Source organism: Variovorax sp. 10N432, assembly GCF_056394465.1.
In genome coordinates, this window is the sequence record NZ_JBFTHX010000010.1 from 166727 (window position 1) to 191455 (window position 24729).

At 67.5% G+C, this 24729-nt stretch carries 20 protein-coding genes; 8 read left to right on the forward strand and 12 right to left on the reverse strand.

What is annotated here, in order from left to right; all coding sequences use genetic code 11:
- Positions 1–17: 17 nt before the first annotated feature.
- On the reverse strand, positions 18–1085 hold the full coding sequence (locus AC1DF3_RS14540; RefSeq protein ID WP_286532974.1) for a quinone-dependent dihydroorotate dehydrogenase: 1068 nt from the start codon (positions 1083–1085) through the stop codon (positions 18–20).
- A gap of 47 nt (positions 1086–1132) precedes the next feature.
- On the opposite strand from AC1DF3_RS14540, the gene rpiA reads away from it, so the two are divergent.
- A complete protein-coding gene (rpiA, locus tag AC1DF3_RS14545) occupies positions 1133–1834 on the forward strand; it encodes a ribose-5-phosphate isomerase RpiA (RefSeq protein ID WP_286532976.1) in 702 nt (233 codons plus the stop codon).
- A 17-nt stretch (positions 1835–1851) separates the two neighbouring features.
- On the opposite strand, the gene AC1DF3_RS14550 is transcribed toward rpiA, so the two are convergent.
- The 5 genes from AC1DF3_RS14550 to AC1DF3_RS14570 form a co-directional block, all read right to left on the reverse strand.
- On the reverse strand, positions 1852–2484 hold the full coding sequence (locus AC1DF3_RS14550; protein WP_478139997.1) for a glutaredoxin family protein: 633 nt from the start codon (positions 2482–2484) through the stop codon (positions 1852–1854).
- 34 nt (positions 2485–2518) lie between these two features.
- Positions 2519–4567 carry a M3 family metallopeptidase gene (locus AC1DF3_RS14555; RefSeq protein ID WP_478139998.1) on the reverse strand — a complete coding sequence of 683 codons (2049 nt, stop codon included), beginning with the start codon at positions 4565–4567 and terminating at the stop codon, positions 2519–2521.
- Between the two features lie 34 nt (positions 4568–4601).
- Positions 4602–5465 (reverse strand): bifunctional methylenetetrahydrofolate dehydrogenase/methenyltetrahydrofolate cyclohydrolase FolD, encoded by an 864-nt coding sequence (gene folD / locus AC1DF3_RS14560; RefSeq protein WP_478139999.1) that lies wholly within the window; start codon positions 5463–5465, stop codon positions 4602–4604.
- 72 nt (positions 5466–5537) lie between these two features.
- Positions 5538–6170 (reverse strand): response regulator transcription factor, encoded by a 633-nt coding sequence (locus AC1DF3_RS14565; RefSeq protein ID WP_286507613.1) that lies wholly within the window; start codon positions 6168–6170, stop codon positions 5538–5540.
- Positions 6167–8704, reverse strand: coding sequence for a PAS domain-containing sensor histidine kinase (locus AC1DF3_RS14570; RefSeq protein ID WP_478140000.1), 2538 nt, complete (start codon positions 8702–8704; stop codon positions 6167–6169). The genes AC1DF3_RS14565 and AC1DF3_RS14570 overlap by 4 nt, the downstream gene beginning before the upstream one ends.
- A 205-nt stretch (positions 8705–8909) precedes the next feature.
- Here AC1DF3_RS14570 and aceE point away from each other — a divergent pair, with 205 nt between their 5' ends.
- Genes aceE through lpdA form a run of 4 tightly spaced genes read left to right on the forward strand, consistent with a single transcriptional unit; the run spans position 8910 to position 15730 of the window.
- A complete protein-coding gene (gene aceE / locus AC1DF3_RS14575; protein WP_478140001.1) occupies positions 8910–11624 on the forward strand; it encodes a pyruvate dehydrogenase (acetyl-transferring), homodimeric type in 2715 nt (904 codons plus the stop codon).
- A gap of 37 nt (positions 11625–11661) precedes the next feature.
- On the forward strand, positions 11662–13320 hold the full coding sequence (gene aceF / locus AC1DF3_RS14580) for a dihydrolipoyllysine-residue acetyltransferase (RefSeq protein ID WP_478140002.1): 1659 nt from the start codon (positions 11662–11664) through the stop codon (positions 13318–13320).
- Entirely contained in the window at positions 13317–13907 is a 591-nt protein-coding gene (locus tag AC1DF3_RS14585; RefSeq protein ID WP_286532989.1) for an Ntn hydrolase family protein, read from the forward strand. The genes aceF and AC1DF3_RS14585 overlap by 4 nt, the downstream gene beginning before the upstream one ends.
- On the forward strand, positions 13904–15730 hold the full coding sequence (gene lpdA / locus AC1DF3_RS14590) for a dihydrolipoyl dehydrogenase (RefSeq protein ID WP_286532990.1): 1827 nt from the start codon (positions 13904–13906) through the stop codon (positions 15728–15730). The genes AC1DF3_RS14585 and lpdA overlap by 4 nt, the downstream gene beginning before the upstream one ends.
- A 70-nt stretch (positions 15731–15800) precedes the next feature.
- Here lpdA and AC1DF3_RS14595 read toward each other — a convergent pair whose 3' ends face one another.
- A complete protein-coding gene (locus AC1DF3_RS14595) occupies positions 15801–16361 on the reverse strand; it encodes a C40 family peptidase (RefSeq protein WP_286532991.1) in 561 nt (186 codons plus the stop codon).
- Between the two features lie 222 nt (positions 16362–16583).
- Here AC1DF3_RS14595 and AC1DF3_RS14600 point away from each other — a divergent pair, with 222 nt between their 5' ends.
- Together AC1DF3_RS14600 and AC1DF3_RS14605 are read left to right on the forward strand one after the other, a co-directional pair.
- Positions 16584–17714 (forward strand): PQQ-dependent sugar dehydrogenase, encoded by a 1131-nt coding sequence (locus AC1DF3_RS14600; protein ID WP_478140003.1) that lies wholly within the window; start codon positions 16584–16586, stop codon positions 17712–17714.
- Positions 17715–17807: 93 nt separating this feature from the next.
- Complete coding sequence (locus tag AC1DF3_RS14605; RefSeq protein ID WP_286524137.1) at positions 17808–18407, forward strand: isochorismatase family protein; 600 nt, start codon at positions 17808–17810, stop codon at positions 18405–18407.
- A 28-nt stretch (positions 18408–18435) separates the two neighbouring features.
- Here AC1DF3_RS14605 and AC1DF3_RS14610 read toward each other — a convergent pair whose 3' ends face one another.
- From AC1DF3_RS14610 to AC1DF3_RS14630, 5 genes are all read right to left on the reverse strand, one after another.
- Positions 18436–18855: a hypothetical protein gene (locus AC1DF3_RS14610; protein ID WP_286524136.1), complete on the reverse strand. Its 420-nt coding sequence runs from the start codon at positions 18853–18855 to the stop codon at positions 18436–18438.
- Positions 18856–18930: 75 nt separating this feature from the next.
- On the reverse strand, positions 18931–19491 hold the full coding sequence (locus AC1DF3_RS14615; protein WP_286532995.1) for a GAF domain-containing protein: 561 nt from the start codon (positions 19489–19491) through the stop codon (positions 18931–18933).
- Positions 19492–19534: 43 nt separating this feature from the next.
- A complete protein-coding gene (locus AC1DF3_RS14620; RefSeq protein WP_286532996.1) occupies positions 19535–20377 on the reverse strand; it encodes a tetratricopeptide repeat protein in 843 nt (280 codons plus the stop codon).
- Positions 20374–21291, reverse strand: a complete 918-nt coding sequence (gene ku / locus AC1DF3_RS14625) for a non-homologous end joining protein Ku (protein WP_286524132.1) — start codon at positions 21289–21291, stop codon at positions 20374–20376. Before ku ends, AC1DF3_RS14620 begins: the two co-directional genes overlap by 4 nt.
- A 94-nt stretch (positions 21292–21385) precedes the next feature.
- On the reverse strand, positions 21386–21544 hold the full coding sequence (locus tag AC1DF3_RS14630) for a DUF3606 domain-containing protein (protein WP_478140004.1): 159 nt from the start codon (positions 21542–21544) through the stop codon (positions 21386–21388).
- A 277-nt stretch (positions 21545–21821) separates the two neighbouring features.
- Between AC1DF3_RS14630 and AC1DF3_RS14635 the strand changes: the two genes are divergently transcribed.
- Entirely contained in the window at positions 21822–24704 is a 2883-nt protein-coding gene (locus AC1DF3_RS14635; protein ID WP_286532999.1) for a 2-oxoglutarate dehydrogenase E1 component, read from the forward strand.
- Positions 24705–24729 lie beyond the last annotated feature (25 nt).

Below are 24729 nucleotides of genomic sequence, written 5' to 3' on the forward strand. Positions count from 1 at the left end.
GATCTGTCCCGCGCGTCTCAGCCTTTGCTTGCGCGCAGGGCCTGGGCGGCCTGGCGCACCAGCGCCGGGCCGCGGTAGATGAGCCCGGTGTAGATCTGCACCAGGTCGGCGCCGGCCTCGACCTTGGCCAGGGCGTCCGCCGCGCTCAGCACGCCGCCTGCGCCGATGATCGGAAAGCCCTTGCCGAGCGTCGCGCGCAGTTGGCCGATCACCCGGTTGCTGGCTTCGCGCACGGGTGCACCCGACAGGCCGCCGGCTTCCTCGGCATGGGGCAGGCCCGCCACGGCGTCGCGTGCCAGCGTGGTGTTGGTGGCGATGACGCCGTCCATCCGGTGGCGCAGCAGCGTCGCGGCGATCACCTTGACCTGCGCCTCGTCGAGGTCGGGCGCAATTTTCACGAACAGTGGCACCCGCTTGCCCTGGCGCGCCGCCAGCGCTTCGCGCTTGTCGGCCACGGCACCGAGCAGGCCGTCGAGTGCCTCGTCGCTTTGCAGCGAGCGCAGGTTGGCGGTGTTGGGGCTCGAGATGTTGATCGCGACATAGTCGGCGTGCGGGTAGACCCCATCGAGGCAGACCAGGTAGTCGTCGACCGCGCGCTCGATCGGGGTGGCGGCGTTCTTGCCGATGTTGAGCCCCAGCAGCATCGGCGGCCTCGATGTGTCGCGCCGGAAGCGGGCCCGCTGCACGTTGGCGATGAAGGCCTCGAGGCCTTCGTTGTTGAAGCCGAGACGGTTGATGAGCGCGTCGCGCTGCGGCAGGCGAAAGATCCGCGGCTTCGCATTGCCCGGCTGCGGCTTGGGCGTGACCGTCCCGACTTCGACGAAGCCGAAGCCCATGGCGCCGAAGGCGTCGATGCAGCGGGCGTTCTTGTCGAGGCCCGCCGCTAGGCCGACCCGGTTCGGGAACGACAGCCCCGCCAGGGTGATCCGATCGGCCACGCGCGGCGCCGCGTAGGCGCAGGCCAGCGGCGTGTTCTGGGTCCGCGCCAGCGCGTCCAGGGTCAGCTCGTGAGCCCGTTCGGCGTCGAATCCGAAAAGGAAGGGGCGGGCAAGCGCGTAAAGAGAGGAGGGCAACGGCAGGAGCATCGGATAATTCTCGGCTTCAGACTTCAATCAGCCCAGGATTCTCCCCGATGACTTCCTCCGCACCCGCTCCCGTCCTGACGCAGGACGAACTCAAGGCACTGGTCGGCCGCGCCGCGCTGGACTACGTGCCCAAGGGCGAGATCATCGGCGTCGGCACCGGCTCGACCGTGAACAAGTTCATCGAGGCGCTGGCCGGCGTCAAGGACCAGATCCGGGGGGCGGTGTCGAGTTCGGTGGCCTCGACCGAGCGGCTGCGGGCCTTGGGCATCGAGGTGTTCGACAGCAATGCCGTCGACGAACTGGCGGTCTACATCGACGGGGCCGACGAGATCGATGGCCGCGGCTACATGATCAAGGGCGGCGGCGCCGCGCTCACGCGCGAGAAGATCGTGGCGGCGCAGTCGAAGCGCTTCGTCTGCATCGCCGATGCCTCCAAGCTGGTGAACACGCTGGGCGCCTTCCCGCTGCCGGTCGAAGTCATCCCGATGGCGGCCCGGCGCATCATGCGGCAGTTCTCGCGGCTGGGCGGCCTGGCGCAGGTGCGCGAGAAGGACGGCGCCCCGCTGGTGACCGACAACGGCCAGCACATCGTCGACGTGACCGGCCTGCGGATCACCGATCCGCTCGGCTTCGAGAACGAGGTGAACCGGTGGCCCGGCGTGGTCGAGGTCGGCGTGTTCGCCCACCAGCGTGCCAGCGTCTGCCTGCTGGCGACGCCCTCGGGCGTGCGCACGATGACCTTCGGCTGAGGGAACTCCAGAGGCTGCTAGAACCGGATTCCGGCCGGATTGCTCGGCGTCGGGCCGCTGGCCGCAGCCGGCAGGTCGGCCGCCGGCGAAGGCGCCGGTGCCGCGGCGGCCGGCGCGGGCTCTGCCGCGGGTTGCTGCGCCACCAGCGGCTGGGCCGGAGCATTGCGCCAGCCGGCCGGCAATTGCGAGCTCTTGGGATAGCCGGCCGCATCCAGGTACTGCGACCACTCGGCGTCACCGAAGCCCTTGAGCTGCTGCGATCCGATCGTCAGCAGCGGCAGCGAGCTCTGGCCGCTCAGTCGCTGGAGCGCCGCCACGTCCTCGTTGGACTTGACCGTGCGTTCGTCGAAAGGCACGCCGCGCGTGACCAGCAGCGAGCGGCCGGCGGCGCAAGGGCCGCAGTCCTCGCTGGCGTAGAGCGTGACCGGATAGCGCTGGACCACTTGCCGCAACTCGTAGGGCAGCCCGCCGCCCGCGCTCGCGACGCTGTTGCCGGCCCGGGCCGGCGCCGCCGGCGCGTTGGCACCCGGTGGCTGGTCGGAGAACGTGACCTTGCCGTTCTTGTCGACGTTGCGGTAGACCGGCTGCGCCAGCGCAGCGCCGGCGACCAGCAGCAAGGTGAGGCCCGCGAAGGCAGTCTGGAGTTTCATTGGTGCTTTCCGGATTCCAATGTAACGAAGTATGTCAGGCTGGCTGCGCCTCGGCCATGCCCTGGTGTCGCAACAATGCATCGAGTTGGGGTTCGCGGCCCCGGAAAGCTTTGAAGGACTCCATCGCGCTGCGGCTGCCGCCGGCTTCGAGGATCGCCTCGCGGTACTTGCGCCCGGTTTCGACGCTCGGCTCGCCATTGGCGCCCGCGGTCTCCTCGAAGGCGGCGTAGGCATCCGCGCTCAGCACTTCGGCCCACTTGTAGCTGTAGTAGCCGGCCGCGTAGCCGCCCGAGAAGATGTGGCTGAAGGTGTTCGGCGTGCGGCTGAATTCCGGCGCCGGCATCACCGCGACTTCCTGGCGCACCTCGGCCAGCAGCGCCATCACGTCGCCCGGCTGGGCGGTGGCGGCGTCGTAGCGGGTGTGCAGCAGCATGTCGAAGAGCGAGAACTCGATCTGGCGCAGGGTCTGCAGGCCGCTCTGGAAGTTCTTCGCCGCGGTCATCTTGTCGAACAGGGGGCGCGGCAGCGGCGCGCCGGTGTCGACGTGCGAGGTCATGTGGGCGAGCACGTCCCATTCCCAGCAGAAGTTCTCCATGAACTGGCTCGGCAGCTCGACCGCGTCCCATTCGACGCCGCTGATGCCGGAGACGTCGCGTTCGTCGATGCGGGTCAGCATGTGGTGCAGGCCGTGGCCGAACTCGTGGAAGAGGGTGGTGACGTCGTCGTGCGTGAGCAGCGGCGGCTTGCCGTCGACGCCCTCGGCGAAGTTGCAGACCAGCTGGGCGACCGGCGTCTGCAGCCGGCCGGTGTCGGGGCGAAGCCAGCGGGCGCGGACGTCGTCCATCCAGGCGCCGCCGCGCTTGGCGGCGCGGGCCGAGGGATCGAGGTAGAACTGGCCGACCTTCTGGCCGGCGCGCTCGATGCGGTAGAACTCCACGCTGGGGTGCCAGACCGGCGCCGTGTCGCGCTGGATCGACACCTCGAACAGGGTCTCGACGATCTTGAACAGGCCGGCCATCACCTTGGGCGCCGTCAAGTACTGCTTGACCTCCTGCTCGCTGAAGGCGTAGCGCGCTTCCTTGAGCTTCTCGCCGACGTAGGTCCAGTCCCAGGGCTGGGGATCGGCGAGGCCCAGGTGCTCGGCGGCGAAGGCCCGCAGGTCGGCCAGGTCGCGCTCGCCGTAGGGCCGGGCCTTGGCCGCGAGGTCGCGCAGGAACTTGATCACCTGGTCGGCCGATTCGGCCATCTTCGGCACGATCGAGAGTTCGCCGAAGTTGGGGTAGCCGAGGAGCTTGGCTTCTTCCTGGCGCAGCGCGAGGATCTCGCGGATCAGCGCCGTGTTGTCGAAGGCCGGGTCGCCGAATTCGCTGGCCCGCGTGACGTAGGCGCGATAGAGCCGCTCGCGCAGCGCGCTGCTGCGGGCGAACTGCATCACCGGCAGGTAGCAGGGCATCTTGAGCGTGAGCTTGTAGCCATCCTTGCCTTCGGCCTCGGCGGCGGCGCGGGCGGCGCTGACGACGTCCTCGGGCACGCCATCGAGGTCTTCGAGGACGGCGTACCAGGCAAAGGCGTCGGTGGCGTCGAGCGCGTTCTCGCTGAACTTCTGGCTCAGTTCGGCCTGGCGTTCCTGGATCTCGGCAAAGCGGGCCTTGGCCTCGCCCTGCAGCTCGGCGCCGCCGAGCACGAAGTTGCGGATCGCGTTGCGGTGCGCCTGGCGCTGCTCGGGGTTCAGGGTCGCGGGGTCGATGGCCTTGTACTTGGCGTACAGCCGCTCGTCCGAACCCAGGCGGGTCCAGAAGGCGGTGACGCGCGGCATGGCCTCGTTGTAGGCCGCCCGCAGCTCGGGGGTGTCGGCCACGGCGTTGAGGTGGCCGACCGCGCCCCAGGCGCGGCTGAATCGCTCCGACGCCACGTCCAGCACCTTCGCAATGGCCGTCCACTCGGCCGGAAAGGCGGGCTCGGTCACCGCCTGCAAGGCCGACTCGGCGCCGGCGAGCAGGGCGTCGACCGCCGGTGCGACATGCTCCGGCTTGATCTGGTCGAACAGCGGGAGGTCGTTGAAGTCGAGGAGCGGATTGGTCATGGTCTGATTCAGATGGCGGACGGGGGGCGCGAGTTCAAGTGGCGCTGGCGGCGGCGGTGCGTTCTGCGGCCTCGATCGTGTTCACCAGCAGCATCGTGATGGTCATCGGGCCGACGCCGCCCGGCACTGGTGTGATCCAGCCGGCCACCTCGCGCACGCCGGCGAAATCGACGTCGCCGCAGAGCTTGCCTTCGTCGTTGCGGTTCATGCCGACGTCGATGACGACGGCGCCGGGCTTGACCATGTCGGCCGTGAGCACGTTGCGCTTCCCGACCGCCGCCACCACCAAGTCGGCCTGGCGGGTCATGGCGCCCAGGTCGGCAGTCGCGCTGTGGCAGATGGTGACGGTGGCGCTCTTGGCCAGCAGCATCAGGGCCATCGGCTTGCCGACGATGTTGCTGCGGCCGATGACCACCGCGTGCTTGCCGCGCAGCTCGTAGCCGATCGACTCGAGCATCTTCATGCAGCCGTAGGGGGTGCAGGGCCAGAAGCCGGGCGAGCCGGTCATGAGGGCGCCCGCGCTGGCGACGTGGAAGCCGTCGACATCCTTGGCCGGCGCGATCGCCTCGATCACCTTCTGGGCGTCGATGTGGGCCGGCAGGGGGAGCTGGACCAGGATGCCGTGGATGGCCGGGTCGTTGTTGAGGGCCTCGACCCGGGCCAGCAGGTCGGCTTCACTGAGCTCGGCCGGGTGCTTTTCGAGTACCGAGTGCAGGCCGTTGTCCTCGCAGGCCTTGACCTTGTTGCGCACGTAGACCTGGCTGGCCGGGTTTTCGCCGACCAGCACCACCGCCAGGCCGGGCACCACGCCGCGGGCCTTGAGCGCTGCGGCGCGGGTGGCGACCTCGGCGCGCAGCGTCTTGGAGAGCGGGTTGCCGTCAATCAGTTGGGCTGTCATCGTTTTTCGAACTTCAGAAATGGAAACGCCCGCTTGCGCAGGCGTGGAGTTGCAATCGGTGGCGGGAGGTCGCTAGGCCTTGGCGGGTGTGGCCGCTTGCCCGAGGGCGATCTTGAGCAGGTCGGCCACGGTGTTGGCGTTGAGCTTTTCCATGATGTTGGCGCGGTGCGCCTCCACCGTCTTGATGCTGATGCCGAGGTCGTCGGCGATCTGCTTGTTGAGGCGCCCGGCGACGATGCGCTCGAGCACTTGCGCCTCGCGGCCGGTCAGCTTGGACAGCAGGGCGTCGCGGCTGGCCGACTGCTGGTGCTGCGCGAAGGCGCCGCGGGCATGGTCGAGCATGCGCTCGACCAGGGCCACCAGCGCCTCGTCGTTGAAGGGCTTCTGGATGAAGTCCATCGCGCCCTTCTTCATCGAGTCGACCGCCATCGGCACGTCGCCGTGGCCGGTGATGACCACGATCGGCAGCGGCGAACGGCGCTCGATCAGGCGGTCTTGGAGCTCGATGCCGGACATGCCGCCCATGCGGATGTCGACGATCAGGCAGGCCACTTCGCGCGGGTCGTAGCGCGACAGGAAGGACTCGGCCGAATCGAAGCAGCGGACCCGGTAGTCCTTGCCCTCGAGCAGCCATTGCAACGAATCACGAACCGCTTCATCGTCGTCGACGACATAGACAGTGCCCTTCTTCGGAATCAAACTCATGCAGGTACTTTCGCCTCGTTGCTTGCTACGGAATCGATAGCGTCCAACACCGGTAACCAGAAGGAAAAACGGCATCCGACCACATCCGGCCCATTGTAGATGTTCTCGGCCTGCATCCGGCCACGGTGGGACTCGACGATGGTGCGGCAAAGGTTGAGGCCGATCCCCATGCCTTCCGGCTTGGTCGAGAAAAAGGCCTCGTAGAGCCGGTCCATGACTTCGGGCGCCAGGCCCATGCCGGTGTCCTGGACCGAAAACTCGACCGCCGGCTGGCCGTCGATGTTCTTGGGCAGCACCCGCAGCTCGACGCTGCGGCGCGCCAGCGGCCGGTTGGCCAGGTCGATCGACTCGGCGGCGTTCTTCAGCAGGTTGACCATCACCTGCTCGATCAGGATCGGGTCGACCCGCAGGATCGGCAGCCGCGCCGCCACGTAGTGGTTGAGCCGCACGTTGCGCCGGCGCAACTCGATGCCCGCCAGCTCGACCGCCTCGCTGACCATGGTCGAGACCTCGGCCGGCGTGCGGTTGGGCTCGCTGCGCTTCACGAAGGAGCGGATCCGCTGGATGATCTGGCCGGCGCGCTGGGCCTGCTTGGAGGTCTTCTCGAGCGCCGCCAGCAGGGCCTCCGAGTCGATCTGCTGGCCCTTGATGCGCGACACCATCCCGTTGCAGTAGTTGGTGATCGCGGTCAGCGGCTGGTTGAGTTCGTGCGCCACGCTGGAGGCCATCTCGCCCATCGTGATGAGGCGGCTGGCGGCATGGGCGCGGTCGGCCTGGGCCGCCGCCAGGTCCTCGGCGTCGCGCCGCGGCGTGATGTCGGTGGCGATCACCAGCTGCGCGAGCCGGCCGTCGACCCAGGTCAGGTAGCGCGAGCGCACTTCCAGCCACTTGCCCAGTTCGGGCACGAAGATCTCGTTGTTGGCCGGCTGGGCGGTTGTCAGCTGGTCGATCGGCAGGCCGGCGAAGGAGTCGACGTCGTCCATCTCCTCGTCGCGCGCCTGCGTGGCCGGCACGCCGGCCTGCGCCACCATGCCCAGGTGGCCTACGGTGTTCGAGCCGAACCAGAGCCGGTAGAGCTTGTTGGCGAACAGCAGCTCCTCGCTGCCGAGCGGCGCCACCGACACCGAGGCATCCAGCGCCTCCAGCACCGTCGTGAAGCGCTCGTACGAAGCCGACAGCTGCTCCCGGATCCGGGTCGGCTCGGTGATGTCGGTCATCGAGGTCATCCAGCCGGTCTGGTGGCCGCGGGCGTCGATCAGCGGCGACACATAGAGCCGTGCATTGAAGACGCTGCCGTTGCGGCGCTTGACCCGGACCTGGAAGCCGCCGGGCAGGGCGCGGCCGTGCAACTCTTCCTCGAGCCGCTCGTTCATGACTTCGCGGTCGGATTCGAGCCAGTAGGGGAAGGGCGGCGTCTGGCCGACCAGCTCGTTCTCGCTCCAGCCGGTCATGGCGCAGAAGGCGGCGTTGACGTAGGTGATGCGGCCCTCGAGGTCGAGCACCCGCATGCCGGTCAGCATGGAGTTCTCCATGGCGCGGCGGAAATTGGTCTCGGCCACCAGCGCCTGCTGGGCCTGCAGCCGGCGGCGGGTGTGGCGCCAGGTGCCGATCAGCATCCAGCTGGTGAGCACGCTGAGCGCCCCGACCAGCCAGAACAGGCCGTTGCCGACCACGCCCTGCGACGTCCGGTAGGCCTGCGCCCGCAGCAGCAGCGCGTTGCCGACCGGCGATACCGGGACTTCGTATTCGTTGGTGCGCACGGTCCAGGGCAGCAGCCGGGTGCCGGCGCCGCGCGGGCTGGCGACCGTGTTGCCGGCGATCAGCCCGCCCTTGGCGTCGAGCAGAGAGACCGCATAGCGGGCCGACACCTCGGAAGGCATGCCGTAGCGCAACAGGCCGTCGATCGAGAATTCGCCCATCAGCATGCCTGCGAACAGCCCCTGGTCGAACAGCGGGATGTAGAGCCCGAGCATCGGCGGCGGGTCGCCGCCGGCCAGCGGCTGCGAGAACACCGGCTGGCGCAGTTCGCGCGCCAGCGCATAGTTGCTTTCGATGTCGCCCGGACGCAGCACATCGCCGACCGCATGCTGCAGCGCCGGGTGGACGCTCGGCGCCGCATAGCTGGCCTTGAAGCGCCGGCGGTCGTCGATCCAGCTGACCGACTGCAACTCGGGGAACTGGCTCACCAGCGACTCCGCCCGGCTGGTGAACTCAGCCGCGTCGATTTCGCGGTTGGAGGCGTCGCGGGCCAGCCGCATCAACTGCTCCTGCCGTTCGAGAAGGCGCAGCCGCACCCGCTGCTGGGCGTATTCCACGTCGCGCTTTACCGATTCCTGGACCCGCTCCACTTCCTCGGCCCGCAAGTACCAGAAGGCCGAGACGATGGCCGCGAGGAACAGCAGCACGGCGGCCAGCGGCGCGAGCATGGCGACCGCGTCCTGCAGTACCGGCGTCTGGCGGCGCCACCAGCGGCGCAGCCAGGACAGCGGCGACGCGGCATTGCGCGCGACGGCGATCGGAGAGGAAAGGGGCATCGTGCAAGTTTAGGTGATGCCCTGTGGCGGGAGAGGGGCGCAGTCCGAGTGCCGGGGACCCACGTGCGGGTGCTTTGTCCTGATGAATTTCACAATAAGAAATCGACAAGCACGATTTGAAATTTCAATAATTCTGTGCGAAACTCCCGCGCACTGCTGGATACGGCACTAAATTACGCCCACAACCCCTCACAAGGAGACAAGCATGTCGGCAAATCCCGAGAACCATTTCGGCTCGGCTGCAAACGACCTGGACGCGCAGGAAACGCGTGAATGGATGGACGCCCTGTCCGCCGTGATCGAGAGCGAGGGGCCCGATCGCGCGCACTTCCTCCTTGAGCAATTGCTCGAGCACGCACGCCAGAACAGCATCGACAAACCGTTCTCGGCCAATACCGCCTACGTCAACACGATCGAGACCGACCAGGAAGAGCGCTCGCCCGGCAATGCCGAGATCGAGGAGCGGCTGCGTTCCTACATGCGCTGGAACGCCATGGCGATGGTGGTCAAGGCCAACCGCCACCACCCGCCCGAAGGCGGCGACCTCGGCGGCCACATCGGCTCCTTCGCCTCGCTGGCCAGCATGTTCGGCGCCGGCTTCAACCACTTCTGGCACGCCGAGAGCGAGAACCACGGCGGCGACTGCCTCTACATCCAGGGCCACGTGTCGCCCGGCATCTATGCCCGCGCCTACCTCGAAGGCCGGCTGACCGAAGAACAACTGCTCAACTTCCGCCAGGAAGTCGACGGCAAGGGCCTGTCGAGCTATCCGCATCCCAAGCTGATGCCCGAGTTCTGGCAGTTCCCGACCGTCTCGATGGGCCTGGGCCCGCTGATGGCGATCTACCAGGCGCGCTTCCTCAAGTACCTGCATGCGCGCGGCATCGCCAACACCGAGAACCGCAAGGTCTGGGTGTTCTGCGGCGACGGTGAAATGGACGAGGTCGAATCGCTGGGCGCCATCGGCCTGGCAGCGCGCGAGAAGCTCGACAACCTGGTCTTCGTCATCAACTGCAACCTGCAGCGCCTGGACGGCCCGGTGCGCGGCAACGGCAAGATCATCCAGGAGCTCGAAGGCGAGTTCCGCGGCTCCGGCTGGAACGTCATCAAGCTGATCTGGGGCAGCGGCTGGGATCCACTGCTGGCGCGCGACAAGGAAGGTGCGCTGCGCAAGCTCATGATGGACACCAACGACGGCGACTACCAGTCGTTCAAGGCCAACGACGGCGCCTACGTGCGCAAAAATTTCTTCGGCCGCGATCCGCGCACCCTCGAGATGGTCGCCAAGATGAGCGACGACGACATCTGGAACCTGCGCCGCGGCGGCCACGACTCGCAGAAGGTCTATGCGGCCTTCGACGCCGCCGTCAAGCACCAGGGCCAACCGACCGTGCTGCTAGTGAAGACCGTCAAGGGCTTCGGCATGGGCAAGATCGGCGAGGGCAAGAACACGGTCCACCAGACCAAGAAGCTCGGCGACGAGGACATCAAGGCCTTCCGCGACCGCTTCAACATCCCGATCCCGGACAGCCAGATCGCCGACCTGCCGTTCTACAAGCCGGCCGACGACACGCCCGAGATGAAGTACCTGCACGAGCGCCGCAAGGCGCTGGGCGGCTACCTGCCGCACCGCCGCGTGAAGGCTGACGAGAGCTTCACGGTGCCGGCGCTGGAGACCTTCAAGGCGGTGCTCGAGCCGACCGCAGAAGGGCGCGAGATCTCGACCACGCAGGCCTACGTGCGCTTCCTGACGCAGCTGCTGCGCGACCAGGCGCTCGGACCGCGCGTGGTGCCGATCCTGGTCGACGAGGCCCGCACCTTCGGCATGGAAGGCCTGTTCCGCCAGATCGGCATCTACAACCCCGCGGGGCAGCAGTACACGCCGGTCGACAAGGACCAGGTCATGTACTACCGCGAGGACAAGGCCGGCCAGATCCTGCAGGAAGGCATCAACGAGGCCGGCGGCATGTCGAGCTGGATCGCGGCGGCCACCAGCTACAGCACCAACAACCGCATCATGGTGCCGTTCTATGTCTACTACTCGATGTTCGGCTTCCAGCGCATCGGCGACCTGGCCTGGGCGGCCGGCGACATGCAGGCACGCGGCTTCCTGCTCGGCGGCACCTCGGGGCGCACCACGCTGAACGGCGAAGGCCTGCAGCACGAGGACGGCCACAGCCACATCCTGGCCAACACGATCCCGAACTGCGTCAGCTACGACCCGACCTTCGCCCACGAAGTCGGCGTGATCCTGCACCACGGCCTGAAGCGCATGGTCGAGAAGCAGGACAACGTCTACTACTACATCACGCTGCTCAACGAGAACTACCCGATGCCCGGCCTGCAGCCCGGCACCGAGGAGCAGATCATCAAGGGCATGTACCTGTGCAAGCAGGCGCCCGCGCTCAAGGCCAAGTCGCCGTCGGTCCAGCTGCTGGGCAGCGGCACGATCCTGCGCGAGAGCTTCGCGGCCCAGGAACTGCTCGAGAAGGACTGGGGCGTTTCGGCCGCGGTCTGGAGCTGCCCGAGCTTCAACGAGCTGACCCGCGACGGCCAGGAAGCCGACCGCTGGAACCTGCTGCATCCGACCGAGAAGCCGCGCGTGTCCTTCGTCGAGCAGCAGCTGTCGGCAAGCACCGGTCCGGTGGTCGCTTCGACCGACTACATGAAGGCCTATGCCGAGCAGATCCGCCCCTTCATCCCGAAGGGCCGCAACTACAAGGTGCTCGGCACCGACGGCTTCGGCCGCAGCGACTTCCGCAACAAGCTGCGCGAGCACTTCGAGGTCAACCGCCACTTCATCGTGGTGGCGGCACTGAAGGCGCTGGCCGAAGACGGTGCGGTGCCGGCGCAAAAGGTGGCAGACGCAATCAAGAAGTACGGCATCAACGCCGAGAAGATCAACCCGCTCTACGCATAAAACCAATCAACGGCGCCCGAAGGGCGGGAGACACGACATGGCAACAGTGGAAATCAAGGTGCCGGACATCGGCGACTTCGACGAGGTCGCGGTGATCGAGGTGCTGGTGAAGGTCGGCGACACGGTGAAGGCCGAGCAGTCGCTCATCACCGTGGAGTCGGACAAGGCCTCGATGGAGATTCCGTCGAGCCAGGCCGGCGTGGTCAAGGAACTCAAGGTCGAGGTCGGCAGCAAGGTCAAGGAAGGCTCGGTGGTGCTGGTGCTCGAAGGCGAGGGCGCGGCCGCGCCGGCGGCCTCGGCGCCCGCGGCAGCTGCTCCCGCGCCTGCCGCGGCGGCAGCACCGGCACCTGCGGCCGCTGCCCCTGCGCCGGCCGCGGCGGCGGGCCCGATCGACATCAAGGTGCCCGACATCGGCGACTTCAAGGACGTCGCGGTGATCGAGGTGCTGGTCAAGCCCGGCGACACGATCAAGGCCGAGCAATCCCTGATCACGGTCGAGTCCGACAAGGCCTCGATGGAGATCCCGTCGTCGGCGGCGGGCGTGCTCAAGGAACTCAAGGTCAAGGTCGGCGACACGGTCAACATCGGCGACCTGATCGCGGTGATCGAAGGCACCGCGAGCGCCGCGGCGCCCGCGGCTGCGGCACCGGCACCGGCACAGGCCGCTGCGGCAGCGGCACCGGCCAGCGCGTCGGCACCGGTCCCTGCGGCGTCCGCCCCGGCCGCCGCCCCGCCCGCGCACGACCCGACGGTTGCGCCCAGCGGCAAGATGCCGCACGCCTCGCCCTCGGTGCGCAAGTTCGCGCGCGAACTCGGCGTGCCGCTCGAGGAAGTCAAGGGCAGCGGGCCGAAGGGCCGCATCACCCAGGAAGACGTGCAGAGCTTCACCCGCTCGGTGATGAGCGGCGCGGCCAGCACCAAGGCCGCCGGCGCCAAGGCGCCCGCGGGCGGCGGCGGCGAGGCGCTCGGCCTGATCCCGTGGCCGAAGGTCGACTTCACCAAGTTCGGCACGGTCGAGCGCAAGGACCTGTCGCGCATCAAGAAGCTCAGCGGCGCCAACCTGCACCGCAACTGGGTGATGATTCCGCACGTCACCAACAATGACGAGGCCGACATCACCGAGCTGGAGKCCTTCCGGGTCGCGACCAACAAGGAGAACGAGAAGTYGGGCGTCAAGGTGACGATGCTGGCCTTCGTGATCAAGGCCATGGTCTCGGCACTGAAGAAGTTCCCCGACTTCAACACCAGCCTGGATGGCGACCAGCTGGTCTATAAGCAGTACTACAACATCGGCTTCGCGGCGGACACGCCGAACGGGCTGGTGGTGCCGGTGCTCAAGGACGCCGACAAGAAGGGCGTGCTGCAGATCAGCCAGGAAATGGGCGATCTGGCCAAGAAGGCGCGCGACGGCAAGCTCGGTTCGGCCGACATGCAAGGCGGCTGCATCTCGATCAGCTCGCTGGGCGGCATTGGCGGCACGCACTTCACGCCGATCATCAACGCGCCCGAGGTCGCGATCCTGGGCCTGTCGAAGGGCCAGATGAAGCCGGTGTGGGACGGCAAGCAGTTCGTGCCGCGCCTGACGCTGCCGCTGTCGCTGTCCTATGACCACCGGGTCATCGACGGTGCTGCGGCGGCGCGATTCAACGCCTACCTGGGCCAGGTGCTCGCGGACTTCAGACGCGTTCTCCTATGACCACGGTGGTGGCCGTCCGCAAGGGCGGCCAGGTCGTGATGGCGGCGGATTCGCTCGTGACCTTCGGCGACACGCGCCTGTCGCACCGCGCCGAAGCCAACCAGAAGCTGTTCATGGTGAACGATGCGGGCGGGCAGAGCATCTTCGCGGTGGCCGGCGCGGCGGCGCACTTTCTGGTGCTCCAGCATGCGCTGGCGGCGCAGCCCCCCGAGGCGCTGCGCTTCGGCAGCAAGGACGAGATCTTTCGCACCTTCACGCTGCTGCACCCGGTGCTCAAGGACTCGTTCTTCCTGCAGGCCAAGGAAGACGAGCACGAGCCCTACGAGTCGAGCCAGTTCACGATGCTGCTGGCCAATGCCAGCGGCATCTACGGCATCTACAGCTACCGCGAGGTGTTCGAGTTCAAGCAGTTCTGGAGCATCGGCTCGGGACGCAGCTTCGCACTCGGCGCCATGCACGCGGTCTACGACAAGGCGCGTTCGGCGCGCGATGTCGCCGAGGCCGGCGTTGCGGCGGCCTGCGAATTCGATCGCAATTCGGCCGGTCCGGTCGACGTTCTCACACTCAAACTGAAGGTGTCCAAATGAGCGAAGTACAAGTCAAGGTGCCGGACATCGGCGATTTCGATGAAGTCGCGGTGATCGAGGTGCTGGTGAAGGCCGGCGACACGGTGAAGGCCGAGCAGTCGCTGATCACGGTGGAGTCGGACAAGGCCTCGATGGAGATTCCGTCGTCCGCGGCCGGCGTGGTCAAGTCGGTGGCCGTGAAGGTCGGCGACAAGGTCAAGGAGGGCTCGGTGGTGCTGACGCTCGAGGCGGCCGAAGGCGCCGCCGCGGCGCCTGCGCCGGCACCGGCGGCAGCAGCCCCTGCCGCAAGCCAGGCGTCGGCACCGAAGCCGGCCCCGGCTGCGGCGACCCCCGCGCCTGCCGCCGCATCGAGCTACACCGGTTCGGTCGACCACGACTGCGATCTGCTGGTGCTCGGCGCCGGCCCGGGCGGCTATTCGGCCGCCTTCCGCGCCGCCGATCTCGGCCTCAAGGTGATCCTGGTCGAGCGCTACGCCACGCTCGGCGGCGTCTGCCTCAATGTCGGCTGCATCCCGTCGAAGGCGCTGCTGCACGTCGCCGCGGTGATCGACGAGGTCAAGCACTTCGCCGACCTCGGCGTCAGCTACGGCGAACCGAAGATCGACCGCGCCAAGCTGCTCGGGCGCAAGAACAAGGTGGTGGGCAAGCTCACCGGCGGCCTGGCGGCGATGGCCAAGATGCGCAAGGTCACGACGGTGCGCGGCATCGGCGAGTTCATCGATCCCTTCCATGTGAAGGTGCAGGAAACCAGCGGCGACGGCCAGGCCACCACCGGCAAGGCGCAGACGGTCAAGTTCCGGCACTGCGTGATCGCGGCCGGTTCGCAGGCCGTGCACCTGCCCTTCATGCCGAAGGACCCGCGCGTGGTCGACTCCACCGGCGCGCTCGAACTCGGCATCGAGCCCAAGCGCATGCTGATCCTCGGCGGCGGCATCATCGGGCTCGAGATGGGCTCGGTCTATTCGACCCTGGGCGCGCGGCTCGACGTGGTCGAGATGCTCGACGGGCTGATGCAGGGCGCCGACCGCGATCTGGTCAAGGTCTGGCAGAAGCTCAACGCGCCGCGCTTCGACAACATCATGCTGAAGACCAAGACCGTGGGCGCCGAAGCCACCAAGGATGGCATCCGCGTGACGTTCGAGGGCGAGCAGGCGCCGAAGGAGCCGCAGTTGTACGACCTGGTGCTGCAGGCCGTGGGCCGCAGCCCCAACGGCAAGAAGATCGGCGCCGAGAAGGCCGGTGTCGCGGTCAGCGACCGCGGCTTCATCCCGGTCGACATCCAGATGCGGACCAACGTGCCCCATATCTTCGCGGTCGGCGACATCGTCGGCCAGCCAATGCTGGAGCACAAGGCGGTGCACGAGGCGCACGTGGCGGCCGAGGTGATCGCCGGCGAGCAGAAGGGCGACAAGGAACTGGCGAGCGCGGCTTTCAATGCCCGCGTGATCCCGAGCGTGGCCTACACCGACCCCGAAGTGGCCTGGGTCGGCCTGACCGAAGACCAGGCCAAGGCCGAAGGCGTGAAGATCGAGAAGGGCCTGTTCCCCTGGACCGCCTCGGGCCGGGCGATCGCCAACGGCCGCGACGAGGGCTTCACCAAGCTGCTGTTCGATGCCGAGTCGCACCGCATCGTCGGCGGCGGCATCGTCGGCACCCACGCTGGCGACATGATCGGCGAAATCGCGCTGGCGATCGAGATGGGCGCGGACGCCTACGACATCGGCAAGACCATCCATCCGCATCCGACGCTGGGCGAGAGCATCGGGCTGGCGGCGGAGGCGGTGCATGGCCACTGCACCGACCTGCCGCCGGTGAAGCGCTGAGCGGCGGCTTGCCGCCCCATGAAAAAATCCCGCCTGGCGCGGGATTTTTTTCGTCCGGATCAGGGCGGTATCAGTCGCCCGAGGCCTTGACCTCGTCCTGCGCCGCGGCGACCCGGCGGGCGCCGCTGAAACGGCGCTGCCAGTAGCTGCCGCTCATGTCTTCGACCCGCACTTGCGCGCCGGGCTTGGGGGAATGGATGAACTTGCCCTCGCCGACATAGATCCCGACGTGGCTGAAGGCGCGGCGCATGGTGTTGAAGAACACCAGGTCGCCGGGCTTGAGCTCGCTGCGGTCGATCTTCTGGGTGGCGGCGGCCTGTTCTTCGGCGCGGCGCGGCAGCAGGTGGCCGACCGTCTGGGTGTACATGGCGCGGACGAAGCCGCTGCAGTCGAAACCGGTCTCGGCCGTGTTGCCGCCGCGGCGGTAGGGGACGCCCAGGAAGCCGATGGCGGTCACCACGAGGTCGGAGGTGCGATCGGCGACCGTCTGGCGAACCTGGTGGAATTGGCCCAGCAGGGTCTTCTCGGCGACCGGGGTGCCCGTCTGCGGGTCGGTGGTCGGATCCAGCTGCGGCGCGGCGTGTGCGTGGAGGGCGAGCAGCAAGCTGGCGGTGAGGAGAAAAAGTCGCATGGCGCGTAGGATATGGACGACACCTTGGGGTGTCAATTTCATGCGGATTCGGGATTCTGCACGTAAACAGTTGTCGGAGAAAGGATTTTTTCCATTTCTCACATACCCAAATGTAAAAGTCAACGTTATGGGCCATAAGTTCTTTGCTGGATGTAATGCAAAAGATTTGCAATTCGGGTTGAAATGGCACCGGCCCGGAAATCCGCCGACGCCAAGGAAAACATGAAATCGTTGCTGCTTTCGCGGGTTCGCCAAGGGCTCGCCCGTTTCCTTTTCGCGTCCCTGGCGACCCTCGGCGTGGCGCAGGCGGCACCGCGGCCGGAGATCGTCGCGGCCGGGTTCGAGAACCCCTGGGGCGTCGCCTTTCTTCCGGACGGGCGCTTTCTGGTCACCGAGCGGCCCGGGCGGCTGCGGGTGGTGGCGGCAGACGGCCAACTCGGCGCACCGCTGGCCGGGCTGCCACCGATCGCGGCGGGCGGGCAGGGGGGGCTGCTCGACGTGCTGGCCGATTCCGCCTACGACCAGAACCGTACGCTGTACTTCTGCTTTTCCGAACCCGAGGCGGGCGGCCCGGCCAACGGCACCGCGCTGGCGCGCGCCCGGCTGTCCGCCGACGCCAGCCGCCTCGAGGAAGTCAGGGTGATATTCAGCCAGCGGCCCAAGGTGGTCAGCCGCAACCATTTCGGCTGCCGCATCGTCGAGGCCGCGGACGGAACGCTGTTCCTGACCCTGGGCGAGCGTTTCAGTCGCAAGGAAGACGCGCAGAAACTCGACAACCACCTGGGCAAGATCGTGCGTATCGGCAAGGATGGTTCGGTGCCCAGGGACAATCCCTTCGTCGGCCAGGCCGGCGCGCTGCCCGAGATCTGGAGTTATGGCCACCGCAATGGCCAGGGCGCGACGCTGGGGCCCGATGGCAAGCTGTGGATGCACGAGCATGGACCGCAGGGCGGCGACGAGATCAACGTCCCGCAGGCCGGCCGCAACTACGGCTGGCCGGTGATCACCTACGGCGAGAACTACGGCGGCGGCAAGATCGGCGACGGCATCACGCAGAAGGAGGGCATGGAGCAGCCGCTGCACTACTGGGTGCCCTCGATCGCCCCGTCGGGCATGGCCTTCCTGACCAGCGACCGCTACGGCGCGACCTGGAAGGGCAACCTCTTCGTGGGCTCGCTCAAGTTCGGCTACCTGGACCGGATCGTCCTCAAGGACGGCAAGGTCGCGTCCGAGCAGAAGCTGCTCGAAGACGGCAAGGCGCGCATCCGCGACGTCAAGCAGGGGCCGGACGGCCTGCTCTATATCCTGACCGACGAGTCGAACGGCAAGCTGATCCGGCTGCGGCCCGACTGAAGCACGTTCCGCCGCCGCAGCACGCGCGGGCCGGAAGTCCCCGTGCATCGGTGGTACGGTCCGGGATCACACCGTATTTCGCGAAAGACTCCCATGCTGCTCGATGCCTCCCAATCCCAACTGGTCCTGGTCGACTACCAGGCGCGCCTGATGCCGGCCATTTTCGAGGCCGAGGCCGTCGCGAAGAACGCGGTCCGGCTGGGAGAAATGGCCCGGCTGGTGGAGGTCCCGATCTGGGGCACCGAGCAGAACCCGTCCAAGCTCGGCGAGAACCTGCCTGAGATCCGCGCGCTGTGCCAGCGCACGCTGGCCAAGATGCACTTCAGCGGCGCCGAGGAGGGCCTGGGCGAATGGCTGCGCGTGCCCGCGAAAGCGCCGCAAGGCAACGCCCGCAGCCTTCCCAAGCACTTGCAGAAGCCCGCCGCGGCCGAGGAGCGCAACACCATCGTGATCGCCGGCTGCGAGGCCCACGTCTGCCTGCTGCAGACGGCGCTCGACCTGCTCGAGGACGAGTTCGAGGTCTGGGTCGTGACCGATGCGTGCAGTTCGCGCACCGAGCGCAACCGCGACGCCGCCTTCGACCGGCTGGCCGGCGCGGGTGCCGAACTCGTGACCACCGAGATGGTCGGCTTCGAATGGCTGCGCACGGCCGAGCATCCGCGGTTCAGGGAACTGCAGGCCCTGATTCGCTGACGGCCGGACCCTCGAGACGCGGGGCGCTTCAGGGCGGGGCGCCGCGACGGGGCCGCCGGAGCCGCTTCAGATAGGCGTCGCGGACGATCAGGGCCATGGTCTCCACCGGCGTGAACACCAACGAGGCGCTGCCGAGCACGGCCGAGGCGAAGTCGCCGAGCTGGAACACGGCCGGCCCGCCGTCAGGTGTCAGGAAATGACTGATGACCAGGGCGTGCCACAGGAACAGCAGGAAATTGGCCGCCAGCACGGTCTTCAGCAGCCGGCTGCTGAACATGGTCAGGCAGATGCCGGCCTGCACGGTGGCGGCCGCCAGCAGCGCCATGCCGAGCGGGTAGCCCGCCGCGTAGCCTTGCAGCGCGGCGGCGGCCAGCAGCAGGGAGATGGCCGCCAGCAGTGCCGACTTGCGGCGTACCGAAACGATGGCGGCGGAGCGATGGGGAGTCACTGGCCCCAGTCTGGACGAGGCGCGCGCGGAAGTGAATCCGCCATATGGGGGATGGGGACGGCTCGCGACCGGGCCTCAGTGGGCAAAGGCGAGCGGCTCGAAGTCGCGCCCTTCGGCTTGCGCGATCAGCCGCGCCGTGGCGTGGGCGGCCATCTCCAGGCGCCGGACGTCGCGCTCGTCCAGATGGGGGCAGGCCGCGAAACTGAAGCCGCACAACATGCCGTACAGCGTGCCGTCCGACAGGCGCACCGGCACACCGATATGGGCGCCCAGCGCTTCGTAGTAGAGGGGAAGTCCGTAGTCCGAACGGACACTTGCGACGTCCGGCGTCAGGCACGGCATGCGGCCGTCGACGATGCGCTGGCAGATGGTTTCGTCGAGGGGATGGCCCTCGCCCTGCTTGATGACGGCGTCTTCGGTGCGCGAGGCGATGTGGCGGAACACCCGGGCGCCGTCGACGAACTCGCCGATGAAGACCACCTCCAGCTTGAGCTGCTCGCGCACCACACGCAACAGGCTGCCGATCGAGACCTCGATCAGGCCGCTGGCGCGCAGGTCGGCGTCGGCCGTCACAGCGGTGAGCCGCGTCGCCCAGTCGTCCGCAGGGTCGGGGCTCGTGTCGAGAATCGTTTTCATGGAGTGCCGATTCTGCCGCCAGAGTGAAAAAAGCCGAACTCGTTCATTTGTCCTGGAGGCGTCGATAGGCGCTGAAGTGCCGGATCGCCTTCTTTTCGTCGCCCAGGTGGTCGTGCAGGCGCGCCGCATTGAAGTGAGCGTCGCCCAGGCCCGGGTCGAGCGTKAGGCAGCGGTCGTAGGCCATCAGGGCCTCGCGGTAGCGCTCCAGGTCTTCCAGCGCCACCGCGCGGTTGAAATGCAGCAGGGCGACCTCGGGGCGCTGGGCGAGCGCCTCGTCGTAGAGCGCCACGGCCTCCGCATGGCGGCCCGATTCGCAGAGCAGGGCGCCGAGATTCAGGTAGGCGTCGGCATACGCCGGCGCGCCCTCGAGCAGGCGGCGGTAGGCGCGCTCGGCCGCTGCCGGGTCGCTCGCCTCCAGGGCCTCGGCTTGCGCGAACAGCGTCTCGGGCGACGACTGGACCAGCGCCGGCGCCTCGGCCGGGCCGCGCTCGACGAAGGCCACGGTGCCGCTCATCGCCGCGACATCGAAATCCATCAGCAGCTGGCCCGACTCGGCCGCCCACCGGCTGCCCCGCTCGTGCACGGCGACCTCGCTGCCGACGGCGGTGATCCGCAGTCCGCTCAGCGGCAGTTCGGCTGGCAGCGTGCCCTTGAGCCGCTGCAGCGCGCGCACGATCTTGCGCGTCGGGATGTCGGCCAGTTGCAGCTTGTGGGCGGTGCGCAACAGGACGACGTCTCGAAACGAGAAGCGGTATTCGTTGCGCGGTCCGCGCGATGGGCTGACGAAGCCATGGGCGATGAGTCTGGCGACCGCGCTGCGCGACAGGCCCAGCATCTCCTGGATGCCGCGCAGGGTATGGGGCGCCGGCGGCGGCGACGGCTTCACTTTCTCGATCGCGCGCGCGCCGGGGCCTCGGCCTCGGGCGCCTTGGCGCTGGCCCGCTTCACGCCCTTGCGCTCCTTCGAGGCCAGCGGCGTGACCTTGTCGGCGGGCGCCCGCGCGGCGCGCTGGCCGGCTGTGCCGCCGCGGGCCAGGCTGGCACGCAGCATTTCGGTGAGGTCGATGATCTGGCCGCCCGCGTCGGCGTCGCGCGCCTCGGCCGCGACCACCTGCTTGCCGGCGATCTTGGCATCGATGGCGGCCAGGATGCGCTGCTTTTCCTCGTCGACGAACTGGGTCGGGTCGTAGCTGTCCTCGGCGATCTGGTCGATCAACTGGAGCGCGAGCTTCACCTCCGCGTCCGAGGGCTGGACCTGCTCGATATCGAGTTCCTTCAGCGAGCGCACCTCGTCGGCGTAGAGAAGCTGCTGCAGCACCAGGCCGTCTTCGGCGGCGCGCACCTGGACCACGTACTGCTTGCCCTTCCAGGCCCATTTCGCGAGTGCGCAGCGGCCGCTTTCCTGCATGGCGGCGCGCAGCAGCGAATAGGATTTGCCGCCGCGCTTGTCGGGGGCGAGGTAGTAGGCCTTGTCGTAGTAGATCGGGTCGACCGCCTTCTCGGGAATGAAGCTCACGATGTCGATCGCGTGGCTGGCGCTTTCCTCGACCGCCTTGAGTTCATCAGGCGTGAAAAGCACATAGCGATCCTTCTCGAATTCGTAGCCCTTGACCATCTCGGACCGCGGAACGACGGTGGCCGGGTCTTTTTCGGACACGTACTGTTGCTTGACGCGGGAGCCGTCGCGAGTGAGGAGGTTGAACTTCACCGTGCTGCTGCTCTCGGTCGCGGAATACAGCTTGACCGGAATCGAGACCAGACCGAAACCCAGGGACAGGGAAGCGATCGAACGAGCTGCCATGCGGACCTCCAAGGACGGTGCGGCGCACCCAGGATGCGCAGGATGCCACTTTACGGTGGCTTCGAACAGGGGCGGGAGCCCCCGGCTGCACCCGTCATTGCTTGCCGAGATGCACCGCGACCTGCTCGACCCGGGGGCCGACGTCCGCCACCGCCTGGCGCAGCGCATGCTCGCTCACGCCGAGCCGTTCGCACCAGTATTTGATCTCGCCCGCCTGAGTGACATCGATGTGGTCGTGGGCTTCGTCGGACATGGCAGTGTTCTCCATTCGGTAGGCGGCCATCGTGGCCGTCGGCTCGGCGGCGGCATGGCGGAAAATCCTGCGTCTTCGTGCAGGACGATGCCGATGTCCGGGCACTCCATGGCCTTGAACAGTGCCCCCGGCACCGTCATATGCGCGTCGTGGCACAATGCGAGAGTACTCAGGCCCTTCCCCAGCCACAGTCGCATCCGCCAACCGGTCCAGCCGTGTCGCGGAAGGTTTCTTAACCAGCTAGTGCTTCCTTCAGGGAAGCGAAGGTCAGCGGAATATGAGCGATTCCTCGTCGACGGGTTCTTCCGTCTACAGCGCCTACCAAGGCAACACCTACCTCTTCGGCGGCAATGCGCCCTATGTCGAAGAGATGTACGAAAACTACCTCTCCAATCCCGGCAGCGTGCCCGACAACTGGCGCTCGTATTTCGATGCGCTCCAGAACGTGCCCGCCACCGACGGCAGCAATGCCAAGGACGTGCCCCACCTGCCGGTGGTCAACGCCTTCGCCGAGCGTGCCAAGCAGGGCACCACCAAGGTGGTGGTGGCCAGCGGCGCCGACTCCGAGCTGGGCCGCAAGCGCACCGCGGTCCAGCAGCTGATCGCCGCCTACCGCAACGTCGGCGCCCGCTGGGCCGACCTCGATCCGCTCAAGCGGACCGAGCGTCCGGCAATTCCCGAACTCGAGCCTTCGTTCTACGGCTTCGCCGACGCTGACCTCGAAACGGTGTTCAACACCAGCAACACCTTCTTCGGCAAGGAGACGATGTCGCTGCGCGACCTGCTGAACGCACTGCGCGAGACCTACTGCGGCACCATCGGCGCCGAGTACATGTACATGACCGACCAGGGCCAGAAGCGCTGGTGGCAGCAGAAGCTCGAAAGCGCCCGCACCAACCCGCAGCTGGGTGCCGAGCAGAAGAAGCGCGTGCTCGAGCGGCTCACCGCCGCCGAAGGCCTCGAGCGCTTCCTGCACACCAAGTACGTCGGCCAGAAGCGCTTCTCGCTCGAAGGCGGCGAGAGCTTCATCGTCGCGATGGACGAGCTGATCAACCAGGCCGGCATCAAGGGCGTCCAGGAGATCGTGATCGGCATGGCCCACCGCGGCCGCCTCAACGTGCTCGTCAATTCGCTCGGCAAGCTGCCGGCCGACCTGTTCGCAGAGTTCGACCACACGGCGCCCGAAGACCTGCCCAGCGGCGACGTCAAGTACCACCAGGGCTTCAGTTCCGACGTGACCACGGGCGGCGGCCCGGTCCACCTGAGCCTGGCTTTCAACCCCTCGCACCTCGAGATCGTGAACCCGGTGGTCGAAGGCTCCGTGCGCGCGCGCATGGACCGCCGCGCCGACCCGCTCGGCAAGCAGGTTCTGCCGGTGATCGTGCACGGCGACGCCGCCTTCGCCGGCCAGGGCGTCGTGATGGAAACGCTGGCGCTGGCCGAAACCCGCGGCTACTCCACGGGCGGCACCGTCCACATCGTGATCAACAACCAGATCGGCTTCACCACCAGCGACCCGCGCGACAGCCGCTCGACGCTGTATTGCACCGACATCGTCAAGATGATCGAGGCGCCGGTGCTGCACGTGAACGGCGACGACCCCGAAGCCGTGGTGCTGGCCACCCAGCTCGCCCTCGAGTTCCGCATGGAATTCCAGAAGGACGTGGTGGTCGACATCATCTGCTTCCGCAAGCTCGGCCACAACGAGCAGGACACGCCGGCGCTGACGCAGCCGCTGATGTACAAGAAGATCGCCCAGCACCCCGGCACGCGCAAGCTGTACGCCGACAAGCTGGCGGCCCAGGGCCTCGGCGCCACGCTCGGCGACGACATGGTCAAGGCCCAGCGCGCCGCCTTCGACGCCGGCAAGAACACCTCCGACCCGGTGCTGACCAACTTCAAGAGCAAGTACGCGGTCGACTGGAGCCCCTTCCTCAACAAGAAGTGGACCGACGCCGGCGACACCGCGATCCCGACCGCCGAATGGAAGCGTCTGGCCGAACGCATCACGAAGGCGCCCGAAGGCTTCACGGTGCATCCGCTGGTCAAGAAGGTGCTCGACGACCGCGCCGCGATGGGCCGCGGCGACGCCAATGTCGACTGGGGCATGGGCGAGCACATGGCCTTCGCCTCGCTGGTGGCGAGCGGCTATCCGGTCCGCCTCTCGGGCGAGGACAGCGGCCGCGGCACCTTCACGCACCGCCATGCGGTGCTGCACGACCAGAATCGCGAGAAGTTCGACGAAGGCACCTATGTGCCGCTGCAGAACGTGGCCGACAACCAGGCCCCGTTCGTCGTCATCGACTCGATCCTGTCCGAAGAAGCGGTGCTGGCTTTCGAATACGGCTACGCCTCGAACGATCCCAACACGCTGGTGATCTGGGAAGCGCAGTTCGGCGACTTCGTCAACGGCGCGCAGGTCGTGATCGACCAGTTCATCGCCTCGGGCGAGGTCAAGTGGGGCCGCGTCAACGGCATCACGCTGATGCTGCCGCACGGCTACGAAGGCCAGGGTCCGGAGCACAGCTCGGCGCGCCTCGAGCGCTTCATGCAGCTGGCGGCCGACACCAACATGCAGGTGGTGCAGCCGACCACGGCGAGCCAGATCTTCCACGTGCTGCGCCGCCAGATGGTGCGCAACCTGCGCAAGCCGCTGATCATCATGACGCCGAAGTCGCTGCTGCGGAACAAGGACGCGACCTCGCCGCTGTCCGAATTCACGAAGGGTGGCTTCCAGACCGTCATTCCGGACAGCAAGGACCTGAAGGCCGAGAAGGTCAAGCGCGTGATCGCCTGCTCGGGCAAGGTCTACTACGACCTGGCCAAGAAGCGCGAGGAGAAGGGCGCCGACGACGTGGCGATCATCCGCGTCGAGCAGCTCTATCCGTTCCCGCACAAGGCCTTCGCCACCGAGCTGAAGAAGTACCCGAACCTGGTGGACGTGGTCTGGTCGCAGGACGAGCCGCAGAACCAGGGCGCCTGGTTCTTCGTGCAGCACTACATCCACGAGAACATGCAGGAAGGCCAGAAGCTCGGCTACTCCGGCCGTGCCGCCTCGGCATCGCCGGCGGTCGGCTACTCGCACCTGCACCAGGAACAGCAGAAGGCGCTGGTCGACGGCGCGTTCGGCAAGCTCAAAGGCTTCGTGCTGACCAAGTAAAAAAAAGGAGCGCCCAGTGCGCTCC

Bases quoted from the DNA above. Each gene is read 5' to 3' on its own strand.
- AC1DF3_RS14540 (WP_286532974.1), bottom strand. From the start codon at position 1,085: ATGCTCCTGCCGTTGCCCTCCTCTCTTTACGCGCTTGCCCGCCCCTTC.
- rpiA (WP_286532976.1), top strand. From the start codon at position 1,133: ATGACTTCCTCCGCACCCGCTCCCGTCCTGACGCAGGACGAACTCAAG.
- AC1DF3_RS14550 (WP_478139997.1), bottom strand. From the start codon at position 2,484: ATGAAACTCCAGACTGCCTTCGCGGGCCTCACCTTGCTGCTGGTCGCC.
- AC1DF3_RS14555 (WP_478139998.1), bottom strand. From the start codon at position 4,567: ATGACCAATCCGCTCCTCGACTTCAACGACCTCCCGCTGTTCGACCAG.
- folD (WP_478139999.1), bottom strand. From the start codon at position 5,465: ATGACAGCCCAACTGATTGACGGCAACCCGCTCTCCAAGACGCTGCGC.
- AC1DF3_RS14565 (WP_286507613.1), bottom strand. From the start codon at position 6,170: ATGAGTTTGATTCCGAAGAAGGGCACTGTCTATGTCGTCGACGACGAT.
- AC1DF3_RS14570 (WP_478140000.1), bottom strand. From the start codon at position 8,704: ATGCCCCTTTCCTCTCCGATCGCCGTCGCGCGCAATGCCGCGTCGCCG.
- aceE (WP_478140001.1), top strand. From the start codon at position 8,910: ATGTCGGCAAATCCCGAGAACCATTTCGGCTCGGCTGCAAACGACCTG.
- AC1DF3_RS14585 (WP_286532989.1), top strand. From the start codon at position 13,317: ATGACCACGGTGGTGGCCGTCCGCAAGGGCGGCCAGGTCGTGATGGCG.
- lpdA (WP_286532990.1), top strand. From the start codon at position 13,904: ATGAGCGAAGTACAAGTCAAGGTGCCGGACATCGGCGATTTCGATGAA.
- AC1DF3_RS14595 (WP_286532991.1), bottom strand. From the start codon at position 16,361: ATGCGACTTTTTCTCCTCACCGCCAGCTTGCTGCTCGCCCTCCACGCA.
- AC1DF3_RS14600 (WP_478140003.1), top strand. From the start codon at position 16,584: ATGAAATCGTTGCTGCTTTCGCGGGTTCGCCAAGGGCTCGCCCGTTTC.
- AC1DF3_RS14605 (WP_286524137.1), top strand. From the start codon at position 17,808: ATGCTGCTCGATGCCTCCCAATCCCAACTGGTCCTGGTCGACTACCAG.
- AC1DF3_RS14615 (WP_286532995.1), bottom strand. From the start codon at position 19,491: ATGAAAACGATTCTCGACACGAGCCCCGACCCTGCGGACGACTGGGCG.
- ku (WP_286524132.1), bottom strand. From the start codon at position 21,291: ATGGCAGCTCGTTCGATCGCTTCCCTGTCCCTGGGTTTCGGTCTGGTC.
- AC1DF3_RS14630 (WP_478140004.1), bottom strand. From the start codon at position 21,544: ATGTCCGACGAAGCCCACGACCACATCGATGTCACTCAGGCGGGCGAG.
- AC1DF3_RS14635 (WP_286532999.1), top strand. From the start codon at position 21,822: ATGAGCGATTCCTCGTCGACGGGTTCTTCCGTCTACAGCGCCTACCAA.